The 22601-nt window shown below is 70.9% G+C and carries 19 protein-coding genes; 9 read left to right on the forward strand and 10 right to left on the reverse strand.

Translation table 11 applies throughout. The features are described from left to right. Positions 1–22: 22 nt before the first annotated feature. On the reverse strand, positions 23–1069 hold the full coding sequence (locus ACNYS0_RS26140) for a LacI family DNA-binding transcriptional regulator (protein WP_422476893.1): 1047 nt from the start codon (positions 1067–1069) through the stop codon (positions 23–25). A 206-nt stretch (positions 1070–1275) separates the two neighbouring features. Here ACNYS0_RS26140 and ACNYS0_RS26145 point away from each other — a divergent pair, with 206 nt between their 5' ends. Genes ACNYS0_RS26145 through ACNYS0_RS26155 form a run of 3 tightly spaced genes read left to right on the forward strand, consistent with a single transcriptional unit; the run spans position 1276 to position 4417 of the window. After that, positions 1276–2433 carry a Gfo/Idh/MocA family protein gene (locus ACNYS0_RS26145; protein WP_422476894.1) on the forward strand — a complete coding sequence of 386 codons (1158 nt, stop codon included), beginning with the start codon at positions 1276–1278 and terminating at the stop codon, positions 2431–2433. Beyond that, positions 2430–3584 carry a dihydrodipicolinate synthase family protein gene (locus tag ACNYS0_RS26150; RefSeq protein WP_422476895.1) on the forward strand — a complete coding sequence of 385 codons (1155 nt, stop codon included), beginning with the start codon at positions 2430–2432 and terminating at the stop codon, positions 3582–3584. Before ACNYS0_RS26145 ends, ACNYS0_RS26150 begins: the two co-directional genes overlap by 4 nt. Next, entirely contained in the window at positions 3581–4417 is an 837-nt protein-coding gene (locus ACNYS0_RS26155) for a sugar phosphate isomerase/epimerase family protein (protein WP_422476896.1), read from the forward strand. Before ACNYS0_RS26150 ends, ACNYS0_RS26155 begins: the two co-directional genes overlap by 4 nt. A gap of 184 nt (positions 4418–4601) precedes the next feature. On the opposite strand, the gene rbsD is transcribed toward ACNYS0_RS26155, so the two are convergent. From rbsD to ACNYS0_RS26180, 5 genes are read right to left on the reverse strand one after another with little or no spacing between them, the layout of a single operon-like run. Then, entirely contained in the window at positions 4602–4991 is a 390-nt protein-coding gene (rbsD, locus tag ACNYS0_RS26160; protein ID WP_422476897.1) for a D-ribose pyranase, read from the reverse strand. Further along, positions 4988–5980, reverse strand: coding sequence for a ribokinase (gene rbsK, locus ACNYS0_RS26165; protein ID WP_422476898.1), 993 nt, complete (start codon positions 5978–5980; stop codon positions 4988–4990). Before rbsK ends, rbsD begins: the two co-directional genes overlap by 4 nt. Before the next feature lie 49 nt (positions 5981–6029). After that, on the reverse strand, positions 6030–7982 hold the full coding sequence (locus ACNYS0_RS26170) for an ABC transporter permease/substrate-binding protein (RefSeq protein ID WP_422476899.1): 1953 nt from the start codon (positions 7980–7982) through the stop codon (positions 6030–6032). Further along, a complete protein-coding gene (locus ACNYS0_RS26175; protein WP_422476900.1) occupies positions 7963–9501 on the reverse strand; it encodes a sugar ABC transporter ATP-binding protein in 1539 nt (512 codons plus the stop codon). Before ACNYS0_RS26175 ends, ACNYS0_RS26170 begins: the two co-directional genes overlap by 20 nt. Beyond that, positions 9498–10526, reverse strand: coding sequence for a LacI family DNA-binding transcriptional regulator (locus ACNYS0_RS26180; protein WP_422476901.1), 1029 nt, complete (start codon positions 10524–10526; stop codon positions 9498–9500). Before ACNYS0_RS26180 ends, ACNYS0_RS26175 begins: the two co-directional genes overlap by 4 nt. A gap of 352 nt (positions 10527–10878) precedes the next feature. Between ACNYS0_RS26180 and ACNYS0_RS26185 the strand changes: the two genes are divergently transcribed. The 3 genes from ACNYS0_RS26185 to ACNYS0_RS26195 all read left to right on the forward strand — a co-directional run bounded on the left by ACNYS0_RS26185 (position 10879) and on the right by ACNYS0_RS26195 (position 15306). Next, positions 10879–11457: a hypothetical protein gene (locus ACNYS0_RS26185; protein ID WP_422476902.1), complete on the forward strand. Its 579-nt coding sequence runs from the start codon at positions 10879–10881 to the stop codon at positions 11455–11457. 92 nt (positions 11458–11549) lie between these two features. Next, entirely contained in the window at positions 11550–13811 is a 2262-nt protein-coding gene (gene recD2 / locus ACNYS0_RS26190; protein WP_422476903.1) for an SF1B family DNA helicase RecD2, read from the forward strand. A 184-nt stretch (positions 13812–13995) separates the two neighbouring features. Beyond that, positions 13996–15306 carry a citrate synthase gene (locus tag ACNYS0_RS26195; protein WP_385759934.1) on the forward strand — a complete coding sequence of 437 codons (1311 nt, stop codon included), beginning with the start codon at positions 13996–13998 and terminating at the stop codon, positions 15304–15306. A gap of 712 nt (positions 15307–16018) precedes the next feature. Here the strand turns inward: ACNYS0_RS26195 and ACNYS0_RS26200 are convergent. The 4 genes from ACNYS0_RS26200 to ACNYS0_RS26215 all read right to left on the reverse strand — a co-directional run bounded on the left by ACNYS0_RS26200 (position 16019) and on the right by ACNYS0_RS26215 (position 18792). Further along, the gene (locus tag ACNYS0_RS26200; protein WP_422482783.1) at positions 16019–16324 is read right to left on the reverse strand and encodes a heavy-metal-associated domain-containing protein; all 306 of its coding nucleotides are present in this window, start codon (positions 16322–16324) and stop codon (positions 16019–16021) included. A gap of 53 nt (positions 16325–16377) precedes the next feature. Next, entirely contained in the window at positions 16378–17328 is a 951-nt protein-coding gene (locus ACNYS0_RS26205; RefSeq protein WP_422476904.1) for a PrsW family intramembrane metalloprotease, read from the reverse strand. A gap of 127 nt (positions 17329–17455) precedes the next feature. Continuing rightward, a complete protein-coding gene (locus ACNYS0_RS26210) occupies positions 17456–17653 on the reverse strand; it encodes a helix-turn-helix transcriptional regulator (RefSeq protein WP_351343131.1) in 198 nt (65 codons plus the stop codon). 236 nt (positions 17654–17889) lie between these two features. Continuing rightward, positions 17890–18792, reverse strand: a complete 903-nt coding sequence (locus tag ACNYS0_RS26215; protein WP_422476905.1) for a sugar phosphate isomerase/epimerase family protein — start codon at positions 18790–18792, stop codon at positions 17890–17892. A gap of 144 nt (positions 18793–18936) precedes the next feature. Between ACNYS0_RS26215 and ACNYS0_RS26220 the strand changes: the two genes are divergently transcribed. From ACNYS0_RS26220 to iolD, 3 genes are read left to right on the forward strand one after another with little or no spacing between them, the layout of a single operon-like run. After that, positions 18937–19863, forward strand: a complete 927-nt coding sequence (locus ACNYS0_RS26220; RefSeq protein ID WP_422476906.1) for a Cgl0159 family (beta/alpha)8-fold protein — start codon at positions 18937–18939, stop codon at positions 19861–19863. Between the two features lie 15 nt (positions 19864–19878). Then, the gene (iolB, locus tag ACNYS0_RS26225; RefSeq protein WP_422476907.1) at positions 19879–20697 is read left to right on the forward strand and encodes a 5-deoxy-glucuronate isomerase; all 819 of its coding nucleotides are present in this window, start codon (positions 19879–19881) and stop codon (positions 20695–20697) included. Next, positions 20694–22580, forward strand: a complete 1887-nt coding sequence (iolD, locus tag ACNYS0_RS26230) for a 3D-(3,5/4)-trihydroxycyclohexane-1,2-dione acylhydrolase (decyclizing) (protein ID WP_422476908.1) — start codon at positions 20694–20696, stop codon at positions 22578–22580. The genes iolB and iolD overlap by 4 nt, the downstream gene beginning before the upstream one ends. Positions 22581–22601 lie beyond the last annotated feature (21 nt).

A 22601-nucleotide genomic window follows, 5' to 3' on the forward strand; every position in this document is an offset into this window, starting at 1 on the left:
CCGCCCCTCCCGGCAGTGGCGGCTACGCGCGCGGCTTCCCCGTCGACCCGCGCACCACCAGCTCCCCGCGCACCTCCACGATCCGCCCCTTGGGCGCCGCCTCCCGGCCCATCGCGATCCGGCCCGCCCGCGCGGCCGCCTCGGCCAGCGGGAGGTGGAACGTCGTCAGCGGAGGGGCCGCGTCGATGCTGAAGGGCAGGTCGTCGAAGCCGACCACCGAGACGTCCTCCGGGATGCGCAGGCCCGCCTCCCGCAGGGCCGCGCACGCGCCGAGCGCCACGCTGTCGTTCGCCGCCACCACGGCCGTCAGGTCGGGTTCGCGGCGCAGCAGTTCGGCCGTCGCCCCGTAGCCCGACGTGCGGTCGAACGAGCCGTGCACCACGAGCCCGTCCGACTCGCCCACCCCGGCCGCGGTCAGTGCCTCACGGTGCCCTTCGAGGCGGTGGCGGGTCGTCGTGCGCTCCTCGGGGCCGCCGACGTAGCCGATCCTGCGGTGCCCCAGGTTCAGCAGATGCTCCGTCAACTCCCGCGCCCCGCCCCGGTTGTCGAAGGTCAGCGCCACCGCGTCGGTGTCCGGCACCGGCGGCCGACCGCACAGCACCACCCGCGTCCCGGCCTCCGCGAGCCGCCGCAGCTTGCTCGCGACGGCCGCGACATGGGCCTCGTCCTCGATCGCCCCGCCGGTGAGCACGACCGCCGCCGCGCGCTGGCGCTGGAGCAGGGTCAGATAGGTCAGCTCGCGCTCGGGCTCGCCGCCCGTGTTGCAGACCACCGCGAGCCGCTCGCCGCCCGCCCGGCCGCCGGGTCCGACGATCTCCGACTGCACCGCCGAGGCCATGATCCCGAAGAACGGGTCGGCGATGTCGTTGACCAGCACTCCGACGAGGTCGGACGTGGCGGCGGCAAGGGCGCTCGCCGGACCGTTCAGTACGTAGTCCAGTTCGTCCACGGCCTTGAGCACCCGCTCGCGTGTGCTCGCGGCGACGGGGTAGTTCCCGTTCAGCACGCGCGAGACGGTGGCGGGGGACACCTGCGCGCGGGCGGCCACGTCCGCCAGGGTCACGGTCATCGAGTCAGCCTCCGGGAGGGGTCCCGGGTCCGCGGTAAGGCCTCCGTGGACCCGGTCTCGTATCCGCTCTTGTCCGAGCGGCAGTCCAGAGGCTAGCTTCTTCTTAGGTAGAAAGCGCTTGCTACGAAAGCTTCGGCGGGCGCCGCCTCGCGTGTGCGGCACTGCGTGGGGCACGAGTGGCCGGTCGGCCGGAGGAAGGGACTCACGTGACACGCAAGACGGTGCGCATCGCCATGAACGGTGTGACGGGGCGCATGGGCTACCGCCAGCACCTCGTCCGCTCCATCCTCGCGCTGCGCGAGCAGGGCGGACTCGACCTCGGCGACGGCACGGTGCTGTGGCCCGAGCCGGTCCTCGTCGGGCGCCGCGAGCACGCCCTGAAGGCGATCGCCGAGCAGCACGGCCTCGACCCGGCCGACATCTCCACCGACGTCGACGCCGTCCTCGCCGACGACAGCGTCGACATCTTCTTCGACGCCGCGATGACCCACACCCGCGAGGACTTCCTCAAGAAGGCCATCGCCGCCGGCAAGCACATCTACACCGAGAAGCCGACCGCCACCGGCCTGGAGGGCGCCGTCGAGCTGGCCCGTCTGGCGCGCGAGGCGGGCGTCAAGTCGGGTGTCGTGCAGGACAAGCTGTTCCTGCCGGGGCTGCTCAAGCTGAAGCGGCTCATCGACGGCGGCTTCTTCGGGCGGATCCTGTCCGTGCGCGGCGAGTTCGGCTACTGGGTCTTCGAGGGCGACTGGCAGGAGGCCCAGCGGCCGTCCTGGAACTACCGCTCAGAGGACGGCGGCGGCATCGTCGTCGACATGTTCCCGCACTGGGAGTACGTCCTGCACGAGCTGTTCGGCCGCGTGACCTCCGTCAACGCACTGGCCTCGACGCACATCCCGACCCGCTGGGACGAGAACGGCAAGCCCTACGAGGCCACCGCCGACGACTCCGCGTACGGCATCTTCCAGATCGAGGGCGGCATCGTCGCGCAGATCAACTCCTCGTGGGACGTGCGCGTCAACCGCGACGAGCTGGTCGAGTTCCAGGTCGACGGCACGGAGGGCTCCGCCGTCGCGGGGCTGCGCAACTGCCGTGTCCAGCACCGCAGTTCCACCCCGAAGCCCGTCTGGAACCCCGACCTCCCGGCGACCTACTCCTTCCGCGACCAGTGGCAGGAGGTGCCGGACAACACCGAGTTCGACAACGGCTTCAAGGTCCAGTGGGAGCTCTTCCTCAAGCACGTCTACGCGGGCGCCGACTACCGCTGGGACCTGCTGGCGGGCGCGCGCGGTGTGCAGATGGCCGAGCTGGGGCTCAAGTCCTCGGCGGAGGGCCGCCGCCTCGACGTTCCGGAGCTCTCGCTGTGACCATCCATCTCCCCGACTCCGCAGGCGAGTTGAAGGCCTACGAGCCGCGCGTCGAGCCGCTGACCTTCGACACGGGGGCGCCGCTCGCGTCCCGCGTCGTGTTCTCGGCGGCGCACGTCGTCGCCGACCCGCTCGCCGACACCACCCCGGACTCCCCGGCCGCCGTCGACTGGGACGCCACCCTCGCCTTCCGCCGCCACCTGTGGTCGCACGGCCTCGGCGTCGCGGAGGCCATGGACACCGCGCAGCGCGGCATGGGCCTGGACTGGGCGGGCGCCGCCGAGCTGATCCGCCGCTCGTCCGCCGAGGCCAAGGCGGTCGGCGGCCGGATCGCGGTCGGAGTCGGCACCGACCAGCTCGCGCCCGGTGCATCGCTCGCCGAGGTGCGCGCGGCCTACGAGGAGCAGCTCGCGGTCGCCGAGGAGGCGGGCGCCCAGGTCATCCTCATGGCCTCCCGCGCCCTCGTGGCCGCGGCGTCCGGGCCCGAGGAGTACGCCGAGGTCTACGGCCACCTGCTCCGGCAGGCCGCCGAGCCCGTCGTCCTGCACTGGCTCGGCCCGATGTTCGACCCGGCCCTGGAGGGCTACTGGGGCTCGTCCGACCTGGACGCCGCCACCGACACCTTCGTCGAGATCATCAAGGCGCACTCCGACAAGGTCGACGGCATCAAGGTCTCGCTCCTGGAGGCCCGGCGCGAGATCGACATCCGCCGCCGCCTCCCGAACGGCGTGCGCTGCTACACCGGCGACGACTTCAACTACCCCGAGCTGATCGCGGGCGACGACCGCGGCTTCAGCCACGCGCTGCTCGGCATCTTCGACCCGCTGGGCCCGCTCGCCGCGAAGGCGGTGCGCGTCCTCGACACGGGCGACGTCCAGGGCTTCCGCGAACTCCTCGACCCGACCGTCGAGTTGTCCCGCCACCTGTTCCGGGCGCCGACCCGCTTCTACAAGACGGGCGTCGTGTTCCTCGCATGGCTGTCCGGCCACCAGGACCACTTCGCGATGGTCGGAGGGCAGCAGTCCTCGCGCTCGCTGCCGCACTTCGCGCGCGCCTATCAACTGGCGGACCGGTTGGGCCTGTTCCCGAAGCCGGAGCTGGCCGAGGCCCGCATGAAGAACCTGCTCGCCCTGTACGGAGTGACCTCATGAGCTTCACCGCGGACCCCCGCTTCTCCATCAACCAGATGACCGTCAAGCAGCTCGGACTTCCCGAACTCGCCGAGGCCTGCCGCGAATTGGGCGTCCAGCACCTCGGCACCTGGCGTGCGCCCGTCCAGGAGTACGGCGTCGAGGCCGCGGCGAAGCTGCTGCGCGACGCCGGACTGAACGTCACCACGCACTGCCGCGGCGGCTTCCTCACGGCGATCGACGAGACCGGGCGCAAGGCCGCGGTCGAGGACAACAAGCGGGCCGTCGACGAGTGCGTGACGCTCGGCACGGACGTCCTGGTGCTCGTCTCGGGCGGCCTCCCGGCCGGTTCGTACGACCTGGGCGCCGCCCGCGGGCGCATCGGCGACGCGCTCGTCGAGCTCGCCCCGTACGCCGCCGAGCGCGGTGTCCGGCTGGCGATCGAGCCGTTGCACCCGATGTACGCGTCCGACCGCTGCGTCGTCTCGACGCTCGCGCAGGCCCTCGACATCGCCGAGAACTTCCCGGCGGAGCAGGTCGGCGTCTGCGTGGACACGTACCACGTCTGGTGGGACGACCAGGCACCCGCACAGATCGCGCGGGCCGGGGCGCAGGGGCGGATCGCGACGTTCCAACTCGCCGACTGGACCACGCCGTTGCCCGAGGGCGTCCTCAACGGGCGGGGTCAGATCGGCGACGGCGCGATCGACATGCGGTACTGGCGCGGCCTCGTCGAGGCGCAGGGGTACACGGGGCCGATCGAGGTCGAGCTGTTCAACGACGTCCTGTGGGCCCGCGACGGGCGCGAGGTGCTGGCGGAGACGGCGGAGCGGTTCACGGCTCACGCCGCGTAGAAGTTTTCTTTGCGACCACGTACAACCCTCGGCGCCGGCCGCGTGTCGTACTGGGTGTCGGAACACCCAGGGGGGGGAGATCTGGGGGGATCGGGGGGTTCCGGCTCAGGAGGGGGAAAGCCCGAGGGGCCCGGTCCGCGGACCGGGCCCCTCGCAGCGCATCACGGCCGAGTGGCCCTCACCGTCAGAAGAAGACCCCGCAGCGCAGCAGCACGTTCGCGTACGGGCGTGCCTCTCCCGTGCGCACGACGAGGCGCGCGTGCGCCGAGAGCGCCTTCAGCTCCTCGTGCGTGACGAAGCCGAGCGGCTTCAGCCGGTCCTGGAGGAGTCCGGCGGTGTCCGGGTTCGCGTCCCGGACCTCGCGGGCCGCCGTGGCAGCCTCCACCACCAGCTCGTCGAGCAGGCCGTCGAGGACCTCGGCGAAGGACGGCACCCCGGCCCGGAACGCGAGGTCGACGACGCGCGGCCCCGCCGGGATCGGCATGCCCGCGTCGCAGACCAGCACCCCGTCGCCGTGCCCCAACTCCGCGAGGGCGCCGGCCAGATGACGGTTGAGTATCCCGGCTCGCTTCACTGGGACTCACCTCGTCCGGCGTTGCCCTCCAGACCGTCGGGCCCGCTCTTCCGGCCGGGGGTCCGGGGGTTGTCCCCCGGGGAGACACAGCACAGCGCCGCGACCTCCTCGGCGCTCGGGTACGAGGCCTGCGCGCCCTCCTTCGTGACGGCGGCCGCGCCGACCTTCGCGGCGTAGGCGGCGGCCTCGGCGAGCGATTCGCCGGTGCCGAGCCGCCACGCGAGCGCCGCCGTGAACGCGTCACCGGCGCCGGTCGTGTCGACGGCCTTCACCTTGACCGCCGGGACCCGCTGGGAGCCGTCCGCGTTCGCGACGAGCGCGCCCTCGGAGCCGAGCGTGACGACGACCGAGCGCGGGCCGAGCGCGAGCAGTGCCCGCGCCCAGTCCTCCGGTTCGCCGCCGAGGTCCTCACCCGCGATGACCTTCGCCTCGTGCTCGTTGACGATCAGCGGGTCGCAGGCCGCGAGCACCTCGTCGGGGAGCGGCGCGGGCGGGGACGGATTGAGGACGAGCCGCGCGCCCTCCGCGAGGCTCCGCGCCACCTCCGCGACCGTCTCCAGCGGGATCTCCAGCATCATCGAGACGACCCGCGCGTTCGCGAACAGCTCACCCGCCGCCCGTACGTCCTCGGGCGTGAGCCGCCCGTTCGCGCCCGGCGACACGACGATCGAGTTGTCGCCCGACGGGTCGACGGTGATCAGTGCGACGCCCGTGGGCGCCCCGCCGACCAGCACGCCGGACGTGTCCACGCCCGCCGCCTCCATCGAGTCGCGCAGCAGCCTGCCGTGCCCGTCGTCGCCGACCCGCGCGAGCAGCGCCGTACTCGCCCCCAGTTTGGCGGCGGCGACCGCCTGGTTGGCGCCCTTGCCGCCGGGGTGGGTCGTCAGGTCGGAGCCGAGGACGGTCTCGCCCGCGCCCGGCCGCCGGTCGACGCCCACCACCAGGTCGGCGTTGGCCGACCCGACGACGAGGAGGTCGTACGTGTTCATGCAGTGCCCTTCTTCGTATGTCACTCGAAGATATGCCAACCGGGACGAGTCACTTGAAGTCGGCGACGTTCTTCGCCGTGACGACCTTCACCGGCACCTTCACGGCCGAGGAGATCTTCTTGTCCTTCGCCGCGGAGATCGCGTTCTGCACGGCCATCTTGCCGAGCTCGCGCGGCTGCTGGGCCACGGAGGCGTACAGCGTGCCCGCCTTGACGGCCTTGAAGCCGTCGGGGGTGCCGTCGAAGCCGATGACGGGGACGGACTTGCCGGCCTTGGAGCCGAGCGCCTTGATCGCGCCGAGCGCCATCTCGTCGTTCTCGGCGAAGACACCGTCGACGTCGGGGTGCGACTGGAGCATGTTCGTCATGACGTCCAGGCCCTTGGTGCGGTCGAAGTCCGCGGGCTGCTTGGCGACGACCTTGATGCCGGGGTAGTTCTTGAGCCCGGCGGCGAAGCCGGCGCCGCGCTCGCGGCTGGCCGACGTACCGGCCTGGCCCTGAAGGACCGCGATCCTGCCCTTGCCGCCCAGCTTGTCGGCCATGATCTTCGCGGCCTGCTTGCCGCCCGCGACGTTGTCGGAGGCGACGAGGGTGGCGGCCTTGGCCTTGTTGACGCCGCGGTCGGCGGCGACGACGGGGATGTCGGCGTCGTTGGCGGTGCGCACGGACGGGCCGACGGCGTCGGAGTCGACCGGGTTCACGATGACGGCGCTCATGCCCTCGCTCGTGAAGTTCTGGAGCTGGTTGGCCTGCTGTGAGGCGTCGTTCTGCGCGTCCGTGACGGTCAGCTCGACGCCCTGCTTCTTCGCCTCGGCCTGCGCGCCCGCCCGCATCTCCGTGAAGAACGGGTTGTTGAGCGTGGACACGGCCATGCCGAGCTTCAGGTCCTTCTTGCCGCCGGACCCGCCGGTGTTGTTCCACACCGCGAGCCCGCCCACGATCGCGATGGCGACGACGGCCGCCATCACGTACTGCATCCGCTGCTTGGGGCCACCGGCCCCGGCACCCGCGGCGGCGGGCTGTGCACCGGCCTTGCGCCGCGCGGTGTCGAGCAGCACGGCAAGCGCGATGACGACACCGATGACGACCTGCTGCCAGAAGGCGGACACCGAAAGGAGGTTGAGGCCGTTGCGGAGCACGGCGAGGATCAGCGCGCCGATGAACGTGCCCGACGCCTTGCCCGTGCCGCCCGCGAGGGAGGCGCCGCCGATGACGACGGCGGCGATGGCGTCCAGCTCGTAGCCGTTCGCGGCCTGCGGCTGCGCTGAGGCGAGCCGGGAGGCGAGGACGATGCCCGCGACCGCGGCGAACAGGCCGGACAGGCCGTAGATGACGAGCTTCTGCCGCTTGACGCGCAGACCGGAGAGGCGCGCCGCCTCCTCGTTGCCGCCGATCGCGTACATGGACCGGCCGATGAACGTACGGCCGAGGACGACCGCCGTGATGAGGCCCATCACGATCATCACGATGACCGGCACCGGCAGCCAGCCGCCCAGCGTGTCACCGAGCTTGGAGACCGAGTCGGGGAACGGGATCGGCGAGCCCTGCGAGATCACGAGCGAGAGCCCGCGCCCGACCGACAGCATCGCCAGCGTCGCGATGAACGGCGGCAGCTTCCCGTACGAGATGAGCAGGCCGTTGACGAAGCCACAGGCGATACCGGTGATGACGGCGAGCAGCACGGCTATGACGACCGGCACGCCCTCGTTCGTGGCCGCCCACGCGAGGACGGTCGCCGACAGGGCCGCCACCGAGCCGACCGACAGGTCGATGCCCGCCGAGACGATGACGAAGGTGACGCCGAACGCGAGGATCGCGGTGACGGCCGCCTGCACGCCGACGTTCAGCAGGTTCTGCGTGGTCAGGAAGTCGCCGGACATCAGCGACATGGCGATGACCAGGACGACGAGCGCGGTCAGCGCGCCGTTGTCGAGGAGCAGCCGCAGCAGACTCCCGTTCTTGGCCTGTGTGTTCTTGAGCGTGTCAGTGCTTGTTGAGGTCACGGGAGCCCTCCTCCTCGAAGGCGTTGTGCTGCTGGTTGCTGACGGCGAGTGCCATCACGGAGTCCTGGGTGGCTTCCTCGGCGGCGAGTTCACCGGCGATGCGTCCTTGCGCCATCACAAGGACCCGGTCGCTCATGCCGAGCACTTCGGGGAGATCGCTGGAGATCATGAGCACGGCGTGGCCGGCGGCGGTCAGCTCGTTGATGAGCTGGTAGATCTCGACCTTCGCGCCGACGTCGATACCGCGCGTCGGCTCGTCGAGGATCAGTACCTTGATGTCGGCGAGCAGCCACTTGCCGATGACGACCTTCTGCTGGTTGCCGCCGGACAGGGTGCGCACGTGCTGGCCGAGCCCGGCCATGCGGACGCCCAGTTGCTTCGCGATCCGCTCGGCGGCCTCGTGCTGGCCCTGCCGGTCGACGAACCCGGCGCGGGTCGCCGCCCGCATCGTGACGAGCCCCAGGTTCTCCTCCACCGACTGGTCGAGGACGAGGCCCTGCCCCTTGCGGTCCTCGGGGACGAGCCCGACCCCGGCGGCCATCGCGGCGATGACGTCGTGCCGGGGGAGCGCGCTGCCCGCGACCTCGACGGTGCCCGAGTCGTAGGGATCGGCGCCGAAGACGGCGCGTACGACCTCGGTACGTCCCGCGCCCACGAGGCCCGCGATGCCGACGACCTCGCCGGCCCGCACCTCGAAGCCGACGTCGTGGAAGACGCCGTCCCGGGTCAGACCCTCGACCTTGAGCAGCGCACCACCGGTGTCGGGGCGCTCGCGCGGGTACTGCTGGTCGATGGAGCGGCCCACCATGAGGCGGACGAGCTCGTCCTCCGGGGTGGCGGCGGGCACCTGCCCCACACTCCTGCCGTCCCGGATGACGGTGACGCGGTCACCGAGAGCGGCGATCTCCTCCAGGTGGTGGGTGATGAAGACGACGCCCACCCCGTCCTCGCGCAGCTGCCGCACGATCGCGAACAGCTTCTCGACCTCCTCGGAGGTCAGCACGGCGGTCGGCTCGTCCATGATGAGCACGCGCGCGTTCAGGCTGAGCGCCTTCGCGATCTCCACCATCTGGAGCCGGGCGATGCCCAGTTCGCGCACCCGCGCGCGGGGCGACACCTTCACGCCCACGCGCGCGAGGAGCTTCTCGGCGTCGGCCTCCATCGCCTTCCGGTCGATGAGCCCGAACCGCCGGGGCTGGCGCCCCAGGAAGATGTTCTCGGCGACGGTCAGATCAGGAACGAGATTGAACTCCTGGTAGATCGTCGCGATCCCGAGCCGTTCGGCGTCCTGCGCACCGTTGATACGGACCTGCTCGCCGCCGACGGTGATCCGGCCCTCGTCGGGCGTATAGGCACCGGAGAGCATCTTGATCAGCGTGCTCTTCCCGGCCCCGTTCTCACCGAGCAGGACGTGCACCTCCCCGCGTCGCAGGTCGAAGTCGACGCTGTCGAGCGCGACCACGCCGGGGAAGGTCTTCCGTATCCCTTCGATACGCAGCAACTCTTCGGAGCTGCTCATCCGTTGCTCCTCTCCATTGAGGTGGGCGGGTGGGGGTCTTCGCCGCAGGAGCGCCGTACGACGAGGTGGGCGGGGAGGGTGACCGACTCGGGCACCCGCCCCTCGATGCGGTCGACCAGGGCGCGCACGGCGGCCCGGCCGAGGTCCTTGGTGGGCTGGGCGATCGCCGTGATGGGCGGATCGGTGTGCACGAACCACGGGATGTCGTCGAACGCGGCGACCGCGATGTCGTCCGGGACGCGCAGCCCGCGCGCGCGGATGGCGTCGAGCGCGCCCAGTGCCATGAGGTTGTCCGCCGCGAAGACGGCCTGCGGCGGCTCGGGCAGATCGAGGAAGGCCTCGGTCACCCGCCGCCCGCTGTCCGCCTGGAAGTCGCCCTGCCCGATGTAGGCGTCCGGCAGCTCCAGCTCGTACGAGGCGAGGGCCGCGCGGAAGGCGTCGACGCGCTCGCTGCCGGTCGTGGTGGCGGCGGGCCCGGCGATGATCGCGAGCCGCCGGTGCCCGAGCGCGTGCAGATGCGCGACGAGGTCCCGCACGGCGCCGCGCCCGTCGGAGCGCACCACGGGCACGTCGACGCCCGGGATCCACCGGTCGACGAAGACCATGGGCGTACCGGCCCGCGCGGCGTCCAGCATCAGCGGCGACGCGCCGTCGGTGGGGGAGACGAGCAGCCCGTCGATGCGCCGGTCGAGCAGCGTGCGTACGTGGTGGTCCTGGAGTTCGGGCCGTTCGTCGGCGTTGCCGATGATCACGCTGTAGCCGAGCCCGCGGGCCTCGTCCTCGACGGCCCGGGTCAGCTCACCGAAGTACGGGTTGAGCACGTCACTGATGACGAGCCCGAGCGTGCGGGTCTGCGCGGTGCGCAGCGAACGGGCCACGGCGTTGGGCCGGTATCCGAGCGACTCCACGGCGGCCAGCACGCGGGTGCGGGCGTCCGGGCTCACGGACGGATGGCTGTTCAGGACGCGGGAGACCGTGGCGACGGAGACGCCCGCCGCGGCCGCGACATCCTTGATGCTCGCCATCGCGCCACCTCCTTGTGGCTACGTGTAATCGATTACACGGAGGATTGGAATCGATTACACGAGGCCGCGGCAAGGGGTGGCGGACGGTCGTGACGCGATCGTGATCGCGGCCGGAACCGGCGTTGCGCTCTCGGGGCCCCGCCCCGGACCCCGCGCCTCAATCGCCGGCGGGGCTTGAAAGATCAAGCTCGGCGGGGCTTGAGCAATCAAGCCCCTGCGGCGATTGAGCAGCGGGGTCCGGGGCGGAGCCCCGAGGCCGCAACCACGTCGCGGGCCGAAGGGAATTGTCGGTGCCGCGTGCGAAGGTGGAAGAACCGCAACCCACGACGGATGAGAAGACGGAGCCCAGGACGTGAATCACGCGCAGCTCACCGCACTCGGCCGCGCCCTGCGCGTACTCGGCGAGCACGGCGAGAAGCTGACCGGCGACACCCCGGACGACGTGCTGCACGAGATCCGCGGCGACCTGACCCGCGCCCTCGACCAGCTCGACGACGCGGTGTCCGGCGACAAGCCCACGACCCGCTGCAAGGAGCACCCCTACGGCCCGGTCGAGGAGTCCGCCCAGGACCTGTGCCTGTTCTGCGAGACCCGCCGCCGCAAGGCCCGCCGCTCCCAGATCTCGGGGGAGCCGGGACCGGCCGGCCGCCCCACCGCGGAGCGCCCCGTGCTCTCCCGTTACGGCACCCGCGAGGACCGCCCCCAGCCCCAGCAGCGCTGGATCCCGGAGATGTGGAACGGGCAGGTGTGGCAGCTCTGCGGCACCCCCCGCCACGACCGCCGCGAGGCGGACCTCTACCTGGCGGCCCAGCGCCGCCGCCCGGACGCGGCGATGGCGTACCGCCTGGTCCACGAGTTCACGGACTACGAGGTGGTGCGGGTGTGGGGCACCCCCGTGCGCGTGGACCCGGAGCCCATGGGCGGGATCTGAGGGCTGCGCCGCCCGGCCCTCCTGACCGGCCCGGGCCGGACCTGACCGCAGGACCCTCCCGCGTTGTCGGACCCGACCGCTACCGTCGGATCATGGCGAACCAGCAGGCGGCTGCCGGAGCGCGGCAGATGGCGCGGCTCGAGGGGGTCCTCGAGCGGATCACGTACGCCAACGAGGAGACGGGGTACACCGTCGGCCGGGTCGACACCGGCAGAGGCGCGGGCGATCTGCTGACCGTCGTCGGCTCGCTGCTCGGCGCGCAGGTGGGGGAGTCACTGCGGATGGAGGGCCGTTGGGGCTCGCACCCGCAGTACGGCAAGCAGTTCACCGTCGAGAACTACACGACGATCCTCCCGGCGACGATCCAGGGCATCCGCCGCTATCTCGGTTCCGGCCTGGTCAAGGGCATCGGACCGGTCTTCGCCGACCGCATCACGCAGCACTTCGGGCTCGACACCCTCGACATCATCGAGCAGGAGCCGAAGCGGCTCATCGAGGTCCCGGGCCTCGGCCCCAAGCGCACGAAGAAGATCGCCGACGCCTGGGAGGAGCAGAAGGCCATCAAGGAGGTCATGGTCTTCCTCCAATCGGTCGGCGTCTCGACCTCCATCGCCGTGCGCATCTACAAGAAGTTCGGCGACGCCTCGATCTCCGTCGTCAAGAACCAGCCGTACCGGCTCGCCGCCGACGTCTGGGGCATCGGCTTCCTCACCGCCGACCGCATCGCCCAGTCCGTGGGCATTCCGCACGACAGCCCGGAGCGGGTCAAGGCCGGCCTCCAGTACGCCCTGTCGCAGTCCACCGACCAAGGGCACTGCTTCCTGCCCGAGGAGCGGCTCATCGCCGACGCCGTGAAGCTGCTCCAGGTCGACACCGGCCTCGTCATCGAGTGCCTCGCCGAACTCGCCCTGCCCGACGAGGATTCCGGCGAGCCCGGAGTGGTACGCGAGACGGTGCCGGGCGAGGACGGTCAGCCGGTCACCGCGATCTACCTGGTCCCCTTCCACCGGGCCGAACTCTCCCTCTCCGCCCAGCTGCTCAGACTGCTGCGCACGGAGGAGGACCGGATGCCCGCCTTCCAGGACGTGGCGTGGGACAAGGCGCTCGCCTGGCTCGCCGACCGCACGGGCGCTCAGCTCGCGCCCGAGCAGGAGGAGGCGGTCAAGCTCGCGCTCAGCAAGAAGGTGGCCGTGCTCACCGGCGGCCCCGGCTGCGGAAAGTCCTTCACCGTAAGGTCCGTCGTGGAGCTGGCCCGCGCCAAGCGGGCCAAGGTCGTGCTCGCCGCGCCCACGGGCCGCGCCGCCAAGCGGCTCGCCGAGCTGACCGGGGCCGAGGCCTCCACCGTCCACCGTCTCCTGGAGCTGAAGCCGGGTGGGGACGCCGCGTACGACAAGGAGCGGCCGCTCGATGCCGACCTCGTCGTGGTCGACGAGGCCTCCATGCTGGACCTGCTGCTCGCCAACAAGCTGGCGAAGGCGGTGCCGCCCGGGGCGCACCTGCTGTTCGTGGGGGACGTGGACCAGCTGCCGAGTGTCGGGGCGGGCGAGGTGCTGCGCGACATGCTCTCCGAGGAGAGCCCGGTGCCCGCGGTCCGGCTCACCCGGATCTTCCGGCAGGCCCAGGAGTCCGGCGTCGTCACGAACGCCCACCGGATCAACTCCGGTACGCAGCCGATCACTTCGGGCCTCAAGGACTTCTTCCTGTTCGTGGAGGACGACACGGAGGAGGCGGGCCGGCTGACCGTCGACGTCGCGGCCCGCCGGATCCCCGCCACGTTCGGCCTCGACCCGCGGCGCGACGTCCAGGTGCTCGCGCCGATGCACCGCGGCCCCGCGGGGGCGGGAAACCTCAACGGGCTGCTCCAGCAGGCCATCACCCCCGGCCGCCCGGACCTGCCCGAGAAGCGCTTCGGCGGCCGCGTCTTCCGGGTGGGCGACAAGGTCACCCAGATCAGGAACAACTATGAGAAAGGGGCCAACGGCGTCTTCAACGGCACGGTCGGAGTCGTCACGTCCCTGGACTCCGAGGAGCAGAGACTCACCGTCCGCACCGACGAGGACGAGGAGGTCCCCTACGACTTCGACGAGCTGGACGAGCTGGCGCATGCCTACGCTGTGACCATCCACCGCTCCCAGGGCAGCGAGTACCCGTGCGTGGTGATCCCTGTCACGACGGGGGCGTGGATGATGCTCCAGCGCAACCTCCTCTACACGGCGGTCACGCGCGCCAAGAAGCTCGTCGTTCTGGTCGGTTCGCGCAGAGCGATCGGCCAGGCGGTGCGTACGATTTCGGCCGGTAGGCGGTGTACCGCCCTGAATTTCCGGCTGTCAGGCGCTGCCGTTCAAAAGATTTGATCGATCAGATGCGTCACGAAGGTCACAAGCACTTCCGGAACCAGGGCGAAGGGGGCAGGATGAGCAAGTTGGCGGCACTGAGTGCCGTCGATGAGCCCAATGGGCGACCCCGAGTGCACTCTGCTGGGCCAAGTGGGGGAAGGTAGAGACAGTCAGGGCACCTCGAAGAAGAGGCACTACGTCGGTGAGGGATGACGTGAGCGAGCAGAACGAGAAGGCTGTAGTACTCCAGTACGGCGACGACGAGTACACCTACCCGGTGATCGACAGCACCGTGGGCGACCAGGGCTTCGACATCGGGAAGCTGCGGGCCCAGACGGGCCTGGTGACCCTCGACAGCGGATACGGCAACACCGCCGCCTATAAATCCGCGATCACCTATCTCGACGGTGAGCAGGGCATCCTGCGTTACCGCGGCTACCCGATCGAGCAGCTGGCCGAGAGCTCGACCTTCACCGAGGTCGCCTACCTGCTGATCAACGGTGAACTCCCGACCGTGGACGAGCTCTCCACCTTCAAGAACGAGATCACCGGGCACACGCTCCTGCACGAGGACGTGAAGCGGTTCTTCGACGGCTTCCCGCGGGACGCCCACCCGATGGCCATGCTGTCCTCCGTGGTCTCCGCGCTGTCCACCTTCTACCAGGACAGCCACAACCCGTTCGACGAGCAGCAGCGTCACCTCTCGACGATCCGGCTGCTCGCGAAGCTGCCGACGATCGCGGCGTACGCCTACAAGAAGTCGATCGGCCACCCGTTCGTCTACCCGCGCAACGACCTCGGCTACGTCGAGAACTTCCTGCGCATGACGTTCTCGGTCCCGGCCCAGGAGTACGTGCCGGACCCGGTCGTCGTCTCCGCGCTCGACAAGCTGCTCATCCTGCACGCGGACCACGAGCAGAACTGTTCGACGTCCACGGTGCGCCTGGTGGGCTCGTCGCAGGCCAACATGTTCGCGTCGATCTCCGCCGGTATCTCCGCGCTGTGGGGTCCGCTGCACGGTGGCGCCAACCAGTCGGTGCTGGAGATGCTCGAGGGCATCCAGCGCGACGGCGGCGACGTCGACGCCTTCATCCGCAAGGTGAAGAACAAGGAAGACGGCGTGAAGCTCATGGGCTTCGGGCACCGCGTCTACAAGAACTTCGACCCGCGGGCGAAGATCATCAAGGCGGCGGCGCACGATGTCCTCTCGGCGCTCGGCAAGTCCGACGAGCTGCTCGACATCGCCCTGAAGCTGGAGGAGCACGCGCTCTCCGACGACTACTTCGTCGAGCGCAAGCTCTACCCGAACGTCGACTTCTACACCGGCCTGATCTACCGGGCCATGGGCTTCCCGACCGAGATGTTCACGGTCCTCTTCGCCCTCGGCCGTCTTCCGGGCTGGATCGCCCAGTGGCACGAGATGATCAAGGAGCCGGGCTCCCGCATCGGCCGCCCGCGCCAGATCTACACGGGCGTCGTCGAGCGCGACTTCATCCCGGTCGAGCAGCGTTAGTTGATCTTTTCCCGGCGGTGGTTCGGCATATCGAGCCCCGCCGGCGATTGAGGCGCGGGGTCCGGGGCGGAGCCCCGAGACCGTAACCCCGCCCCACCGCAACAGCACGGGTCACGCTGCGCAGCAGAAAGCGCCCCGCTGTCGGTCCCCCCACGGGCCGACAGTCGGGGCGCTTTCCTTTACCCGGGTCGGATTCCCCCCACGGGATCCGGCCTGGGGGTCTGTGGTGCGTCGGCCGCCGGAACACGTACCGACGGGCGGGCCGCTCAAGCTTCCCGGCGCACGTGCCCCGGCCAACGCTGTCGGGACCGCCCCCCAAGGCGGGCCCTCCGGTGCGGAAACGTCCCCCAAGACGTTCCTGCATCGCCTCCTTAGACTCACGAGAACCGCAAAGGGTTACGTCCAGACCAATGTGATCTGCGTCTCTTGCATATGTCCCGTGCGTGCGCAAGAGGTCCGATATGTGGATATCGGCCTCTGTGGGGGAGTGCTGCAATTGTGCCGTGTGGATTGTGTGGAGGTCCAGAGCTCTTTGCAGGTCTCTGCGTGAATGTGTGGAGCCGGGGGTGGATTGCCTGGCCGCGAGGTGTCGGCGGAGCCTGGTCGGGAGGTCGCCCGTGGGTGCCTGATTCGTGCCTGTGGGTGCGGGGCCGCGTCGGCGGCCGGCTGTCGAGCTCTACTCCCTGTTCGGCTCGGGCCGCTCTGTCGCGGCTCAGGCCAGTTCGTAGCCCGCCTCGTCCACCGCGGCGCGGATCGACTCCTCGTCGAGCGGGGTGGTGGAGACGACCGTGACCTTGCCCGTGGCGGCGCTCGCCTGGACCGAGGTGACGCCCTCGAGCTCCGAGATCTCGCCGGACACCGCGCCCTCGCAGTGACCGCACGTCATGCCCTTGACCTCGTAGACCGTGGTGAAGGCGCCCTCGGTGGCCTGCTCCGCGCCCTCGCTGTGGCAGGCGCCGCCGCAGCAGGAGCCGGTGGACTGGGCGTCGGCCTGGGGGAGTTCGGTGTGGGCGCTCATGGCGTACTCCTTGGTGATGAGAGGCATCTCTTGACGCTCTCGACCATATACCCCTAGGGGGTACTTCTCCAAGAAGGATCCCGGCGTGCGAGTGAACGCACCCAGGTGAGTGCCAGGAGCGTGATGACGGCCAGTCCGCCGACCGAGAAGAGCGTGAAGAGGTGCTGCTGGGCCTCGGTCGGCTCGGGGATGTAGCCCTCCGCGAAGAGGCTTCGGTCCAGGCTGGAGGTGGTCAGCCTGGCCACCAGCCAGAGCGCGATGCCGTGCATCGAGTCCCAGAGCGCGTGCAGGAGCGCGACGCCCAGGTACGTGCCGATGACCGGCGCCGCGAGGCGGTAGCGGCCGTCCGGGCGGCGCAAGGAGAGCAGGACCGCTCCGGAGATCGCCGTCCACAGGCCGTGGCCGAAGGGGGCGAGCAGTCCGCGCAGCACCTCCGTCTCCAGGAGGGCCCGCAGGTCGATGCCCTTCATGGTGATCGCCGCGTTGAACGCGTAGCCCGCGCTCTCGAAGGCCGCGAAGCCGAAGCCGACCGTCGCGCCCAGGACCAGTCCCGCGCGCAGTCCGTTGATGCGCGGGTGGCGGTGGAGTACGTAGACGAGGGCCAGGAGTTTGGCCGCTTCCTCGATCAGGCCCACCGCCACGAACATCCACGCCGAGGGGTGGACGAGGTAGTACTCCATCACCGACGCGCCGAGTACGCCCAGGATGCCGCCCACCAGGAAGCAGCCCAGGATCAGGCTCACGCCCAGGTCGCGGCCGTGCCGCTCGTACGCCCACAGGACGAAGACCGCCGGCGTGAGGAAGCTGCCCAGCAGGATGAGCGTGGGCAGCAGTGTCGTGTTCTGCGTGGCGTACGTGACGACCGCCGTGAGGGCCCACAGTGCCAGGCCGCCCCAGAGGCAGCGCTTCCAGAGGCCGGGGCGGATCTGCGGTCCCGGCGGGGGCGGCTGCTGGGGGATGCGGGCCTGGGGCGCCCCGTAGGGCGGCTGGGGCTGCTGCGTCACGGGGGTCCCTCCGGCTTGCCGGCAACTTTCGGTCACCTTGGGTGATTTGTCCCGAAGTTTATGGCGGGGCCGGAGGCGTCGCAGTGTGAGCGCCGGGCCGCGCGTCCGTACGGCCCGGCGTCCGTGGTCAGTCCTTGCGGCCCCGGTTGCTCGGGCGGGAGGCCACCCAGGCGCGCACGGTGTCGGCGTACCAATAGGGCTTGCCCGACTCGACGTGGTCCGGCGGGGGCAGCAGACCGTGCTTGCGGTACGAGCGGACGGTGTCGGGCTGCACGCGGATGTGTGCGGCGATGTCCTTGTACGACCAGAGCCTGCGGTCGCTCATCGGTGGCTCCTCCCTGGCGGTGCTCACGGCGGCCGGGGGTGCCGCCCGTGATCAACTCAGCCTGTGCCCGGAGAACGAGGTGACCCGGGAGGAAGGGAGGGCCTGTGGGGCCTCTGTGACGCAGAACCCGCGTAGGCCTGACATGTGTGACGCGATGGGGGCGTTTGTGACGCGAATGATGCAAAGGGGGCGCGTCGCGGGCGCATACTCCGGCGCGCGAGTGGACAGGAGGGGCGTCAAACCCCGCAGGAGCGCAGGTAGCGGCGCGTGCGGTCGGCGACAGGGAACGGGCGGTCCGGTTCGCACGGGTACATGTCCTGCTCGACGATCGCGAACAGATCGATGTCGAGCCTGCCCGCGGCGGCGAGGACCGGTTCCAGCTCCGGCACTCCGCGCGGCGGTTCCACCATGACGCCCTGCGCCACCGCCGGGCCGAACGGCGTGCCCTGTTCGCGGACCGTGGCGAGGACCGCCGGGTCCACCTGCTTCAGGTGCAGATAGCCGATCCGCTCCCCGTACGTCTCGATGAGCTTGACGCTGTCGCCGTCGCAGTACGCGTAGTGGCCCGTGTCCAGGCACAGCGACACGAGGTCCGGGTCGGTGGCGTCGAGGAGCCGCGTGACGTTCTCCTCCGAGTCGACGTGCGTGTCGGCGTGCGGGTGGAAGACCAGCTTCAGCCCGTAGCGGTCACCGATCTCGCGTCCGAGGCGTTCGGTCTGGGCCGCCAGGTGGTGCCACTGCTCGGCGGTCAGGCGCGAGTCCTCCAGCACCTCGCCCGTCTTGTCGTCGCGCCAGAAGGACGGGATGACGACCAGGTGTTCGGCGCCCATCGCCCGGGTGAGTTCGGCGATGGACGACACGTGCTCCCAGGTCTTGTCCCACACCGCCGGGCCGTGGTGCAGGCCCGTGAACACCGTGCCCGCCGAGACCTTCAGCCCGCGGCGGCCCGTCTCCTCGGCGAGGACGCGCGGGTCCGGGGGCAGATAGCCGTACGGGCCCAGCTCGATCCACTCGTACCCGGCCTCGGCCACCTCGTCGAGGAAGCGGCCGTACGGGACCTGCCGCGGGTCGTCGGGGAACCAGACGCCCCAGGAGTCCGGGGCCGAGCCGATGCGGATGCGCGCGGGCGTGGTCGTCATGAAGCCAGCCTCAAGCTGTTCGGAGAGGGGTGTCAAGGCGTCGTCCGAATGTCAGGACAAAGTCTTGACAGGGCGCTCGGGCGGGTCTAGATCTGTCGGGCGACGGACGTTGCGGAATGTCGTCCCGAAGGGGAGGAGCCGGGCTTGAGTGACGCAGAGCGCGTTGATCTCCGGTGGCTCGCCCGGGTCCGGGCGGAGGAGCCGGAGATCGTCGCCGAGGCCGCGGGGCGGCGGAAGCGGCGGGCGCTGCTCGGCGCGGGGCGACGGCTGATGATCGTGGCCGCCGACCATCCGGCGCGGGGCGCGCTCGGCGTCGGGGACCGGGCCTACGCCATGGCCGACCGGGCGGATCTGCTGCGCCGGCTGTGCGTCGCGCTGGCCAGGCCGGGCGTCGACGGGGTGCTGGCCTCCGCCGATGTCGTCGAGGACCTGCTGCTGCTCGGCGTCCTGGACGGCAAGCTCGTCATCGGCTCCATGAACCGGGGCGGACTCGCCGGGGCCTCCTTCGAACTCGACGACCGGTTCACCGGGTACCGGGCCGAGGACCTGGAGCGGTTCGGCCTCGACGCCGGGAAGCTGCTGCTGCGCCTCGACTACGACGATCCGGGCTCCGGGTCCGTGCGCACGCTGGAGGCTGCCGCCCGCGCCGTCGACGCCATGGCCGCGCGTCGGCTGCCCCTGTTCGTCGAGCCGTTCCTCAGCCGCCGCGACCCCGAAACCGGCGTGCTGCGCGCCGACTTGAGCCCCGGGAGCGTCATCACGTCGATCGCCGTCGCCTCGGGCCTCGGCGGCACCTCCGCGTACACCTGGCTGAAGCTCCCGGTCACCGACGACCCCGACGACATGGCCCGGGTCATGGAGACCTCCGCCCTGCCCGCCGTGCTGCTCGGCGGCGACATCAAGGACGGCGACCAGGACGCCACGTACGAGAAGTGGCGTGCCGCGCTGCGACTGCCCACCGTTCAGGGGCTCGTGGTGGGGCGCTCGCTGCTCTACCCGGCCGACGGGGACGTGGCGGGCGCCGTCGACACGGCCGTCGGCCTGCTGCGCAGTACACGTACGGATGGCTAGGAGGAGAGTAGAGGGATGACGCACCTTCCACGCGGCAGCGCCGCCGACGGGCCCTACGCCCTGTCCGTCGACCCCGACAAGGTCGGCTGGTCCCGGGCCGGGCTGCGGATCCTCGAACTCCGGGCCGGGCAGACGCACGCCTTCGCCACCGGGGAGAGCGAGTGGATCGTGCTGCCGCTCTCCGGCGGATGTTCCGTCCGCGCGGAAGGGATGAACCTTGAACTGACGGGCAGGGGCAGCGTATTCAGCTCGGTGAGTGACTTCGCCTACGTACCGCGCGACAGCAGCGTGGAGATCTCCTCCGGTGCGGGAGGCCGGTTCGCCCTGGCAGGAGCGAAATGCGGTCGACGACTCCCCGTCCGCTACGGCCCCGCGCCGGAGGTTTCCGTCGAGGACCGGGGCGGCGGACAGAGCGCCCGGCAGGTGCGCAACTTCGCCTCCGCCGACGCCTTCGACTGCGATCAGCTCATCGCCGTGGAGGTGATCACCCCCGGCGGGAACTGGTCCTCGTACCCGCCGCACAAGCACGACGAGCACCGCCCCGGCGAGGAGACCCTGCTCGAGGAGATCTACTACTTCGAGATCGAGGGGCAGCAGGGCGGTCCCGAGGGGTACGGGTATCAGCGCGTGTCCCCGTCCAGGCCCGGCGGCACCGATCTCCTCGCCGAGGTCCGCTCCGGTGACACCGTGCTCGTCCCCGACGGCTGGCACGGCCCCTCGATCGCCCAGCCGGGGCACGCCATGTACTACCTGAACGTCATGGCGGGCCCGGGGGACGAGCGGGAGTGGAGGATCTGCTTCCATCCCGATCACGCCACGGAGGGATACCGATGACGACGACCCGAACGGTACGGCTCACCGTCGCCCAGGCCCTCATCCGCTTCCTCAGCTGCCAGTACACGGAGCGCGACGACGTCCGGCGCCGGCTGATCGGCGCCACCTGGGGCATCTTCGGCCACGGCAACGTCGCCGGGCTGGGCCAGGCGCTCCTCCAGTACGGCGACGACATGCCCTTCCACCAGGGCCGCAACGAGCAGGCGATGGTGCACGCCGCCGTCGGGTACGCGCGCCAGTGCGACCGCCTGTCGACGCACGCCGTCACCACCTCGATCGGTCCCGGCGCCACCAACCTCGTCACCGGTGCCGCCCTCGCCACCATCAACCATCTGCCCGTACTGCTGCTCCCGGGCGATGTGTTCGCGGCGCGGCCCGCCGATCCGGTGCTCCAGCAGCTCGAAGTGCCGTACGCGGGCGACGTGTCGGTCAACGACTGTCTGCGGCCGGTCTCCAAGTACTTCGACCGGATCGAGCGGCCCGAGCAGCTGATTCCGGCCGCGCTCCAGGCGATGCGGGTGCTCACCGACCCCGTCGACACGGGCGCCGTCACGCTCGCGCTGCCGCAGGACGTGCAGGCGGAAGCCTTCGACTGGCCGGAGGAGTTCTTCCGGCACCGGATCTGGGCGGTGCGCAGGCCCGCGCCCGATGCCGGCGAACTCCGCGAGGCGGTCGGCGAGTTGAGGCGCGCCCGGCGTCCGCTGCTCGTCGCCGGTGGCGGCGTCCACCACAGCGGCGCCGAGGACGCGCTCAAGGAGTTCGCCGAGGCCACCCGTATCCCCGTCGCCTCCACCCAGGCCGGCAAGGGCTCGCTGCTGCACGACCACCCCGCCGACGTCGGCGGCATCGGCCACACCGGCACCGCCACCGCGAACGAGCTGGCCCGCACCGCCGACCTGGTGATCGGCGTCGGCACCCGGTACACGGACTTCACGACGGCCTCCTCCACCCTCTTCGCGGGCCCCGACGTCCGCTTCCTCAATCTGAACGTCGCCGCCTTCGACGCCCACAAGCTGTCCGCGAAACCGCTCGTCGCCGACGCCCGCGCGGGGCTCGACGCGCTGCGCGGCGCGCTCGACGACGACTGCCGAGCCGAGCCCGCGTACGTCGCCGAGTACACCGAGGACAAGGAGCGCTGGGAGCACCGCGTCGACGCCTGCTTCACCGCCGAGGACGAGCTCGTACGCCCCACCCAGTCCCAGGTCCTCGGCGTGCTCGACGAGCTGGTGAACGGCGACGACATCCTCATCAACGCGGCGGGCTCGCTCCCCGGTGACCTGCACAAGCTGTGGCGGGCCCGCTCCCGCGACCAGTACCACGTCGAGTACGGGTACTCCTGCATGGGCTACGAGATCCCGGCCGCGCTCGGCGTCGCGCTCGCCGCGCCCGGCCGGCCCGTATGGGCGCTCGTCGGCGACGGCACGTATCTGATGCTGCCCACCGAGATCGTCACCGCGGTCCAGGAGAACATCCCGGTCAAGGTGGTCATCCTCCAGAACCACGGGTACGCCTCCATCGGCGGCCTCTCCGCGTCCGTCGGGGCCGAGGGCTTCGCCACGCAGTACCGGTTCGCGGGGGAGCGGGGGGCGTACGCGGGCGCGCCGCTGCCCGTCGACCTCGCCGCGAACGCGGCCAGCCTCGGGATGACCGTGCATCGCGCCAAGACCGTGCGTGACCTGCGCGAAGCGCTCGCCGCGGCGCGCGACGCCACCCGCCCCACATGTGTCTACGTGGAGACCGAAACGGCAGACACAGTGTCGGGCCCGCCTCCCGCACAGGCGTGGTGGGATGTTCCTGTGGCCGAGACGGCGGAGCGCAGCGCCGCGGTCAAGGCCCGGGAGGAGTACGACCGGCACGCCGCCGGTCGGCGCCGCCACCTCTGAGAAGTACGTAGCCGTCACAGG

Source organism: Streptomyces anthophorae, assembly GCF_049310305.1.
Classification (GTDB): Bacteria; Actinomycetota; Actinomycetes; order Streptomycetales; family Streptomycetaceae; genus Streptomyces.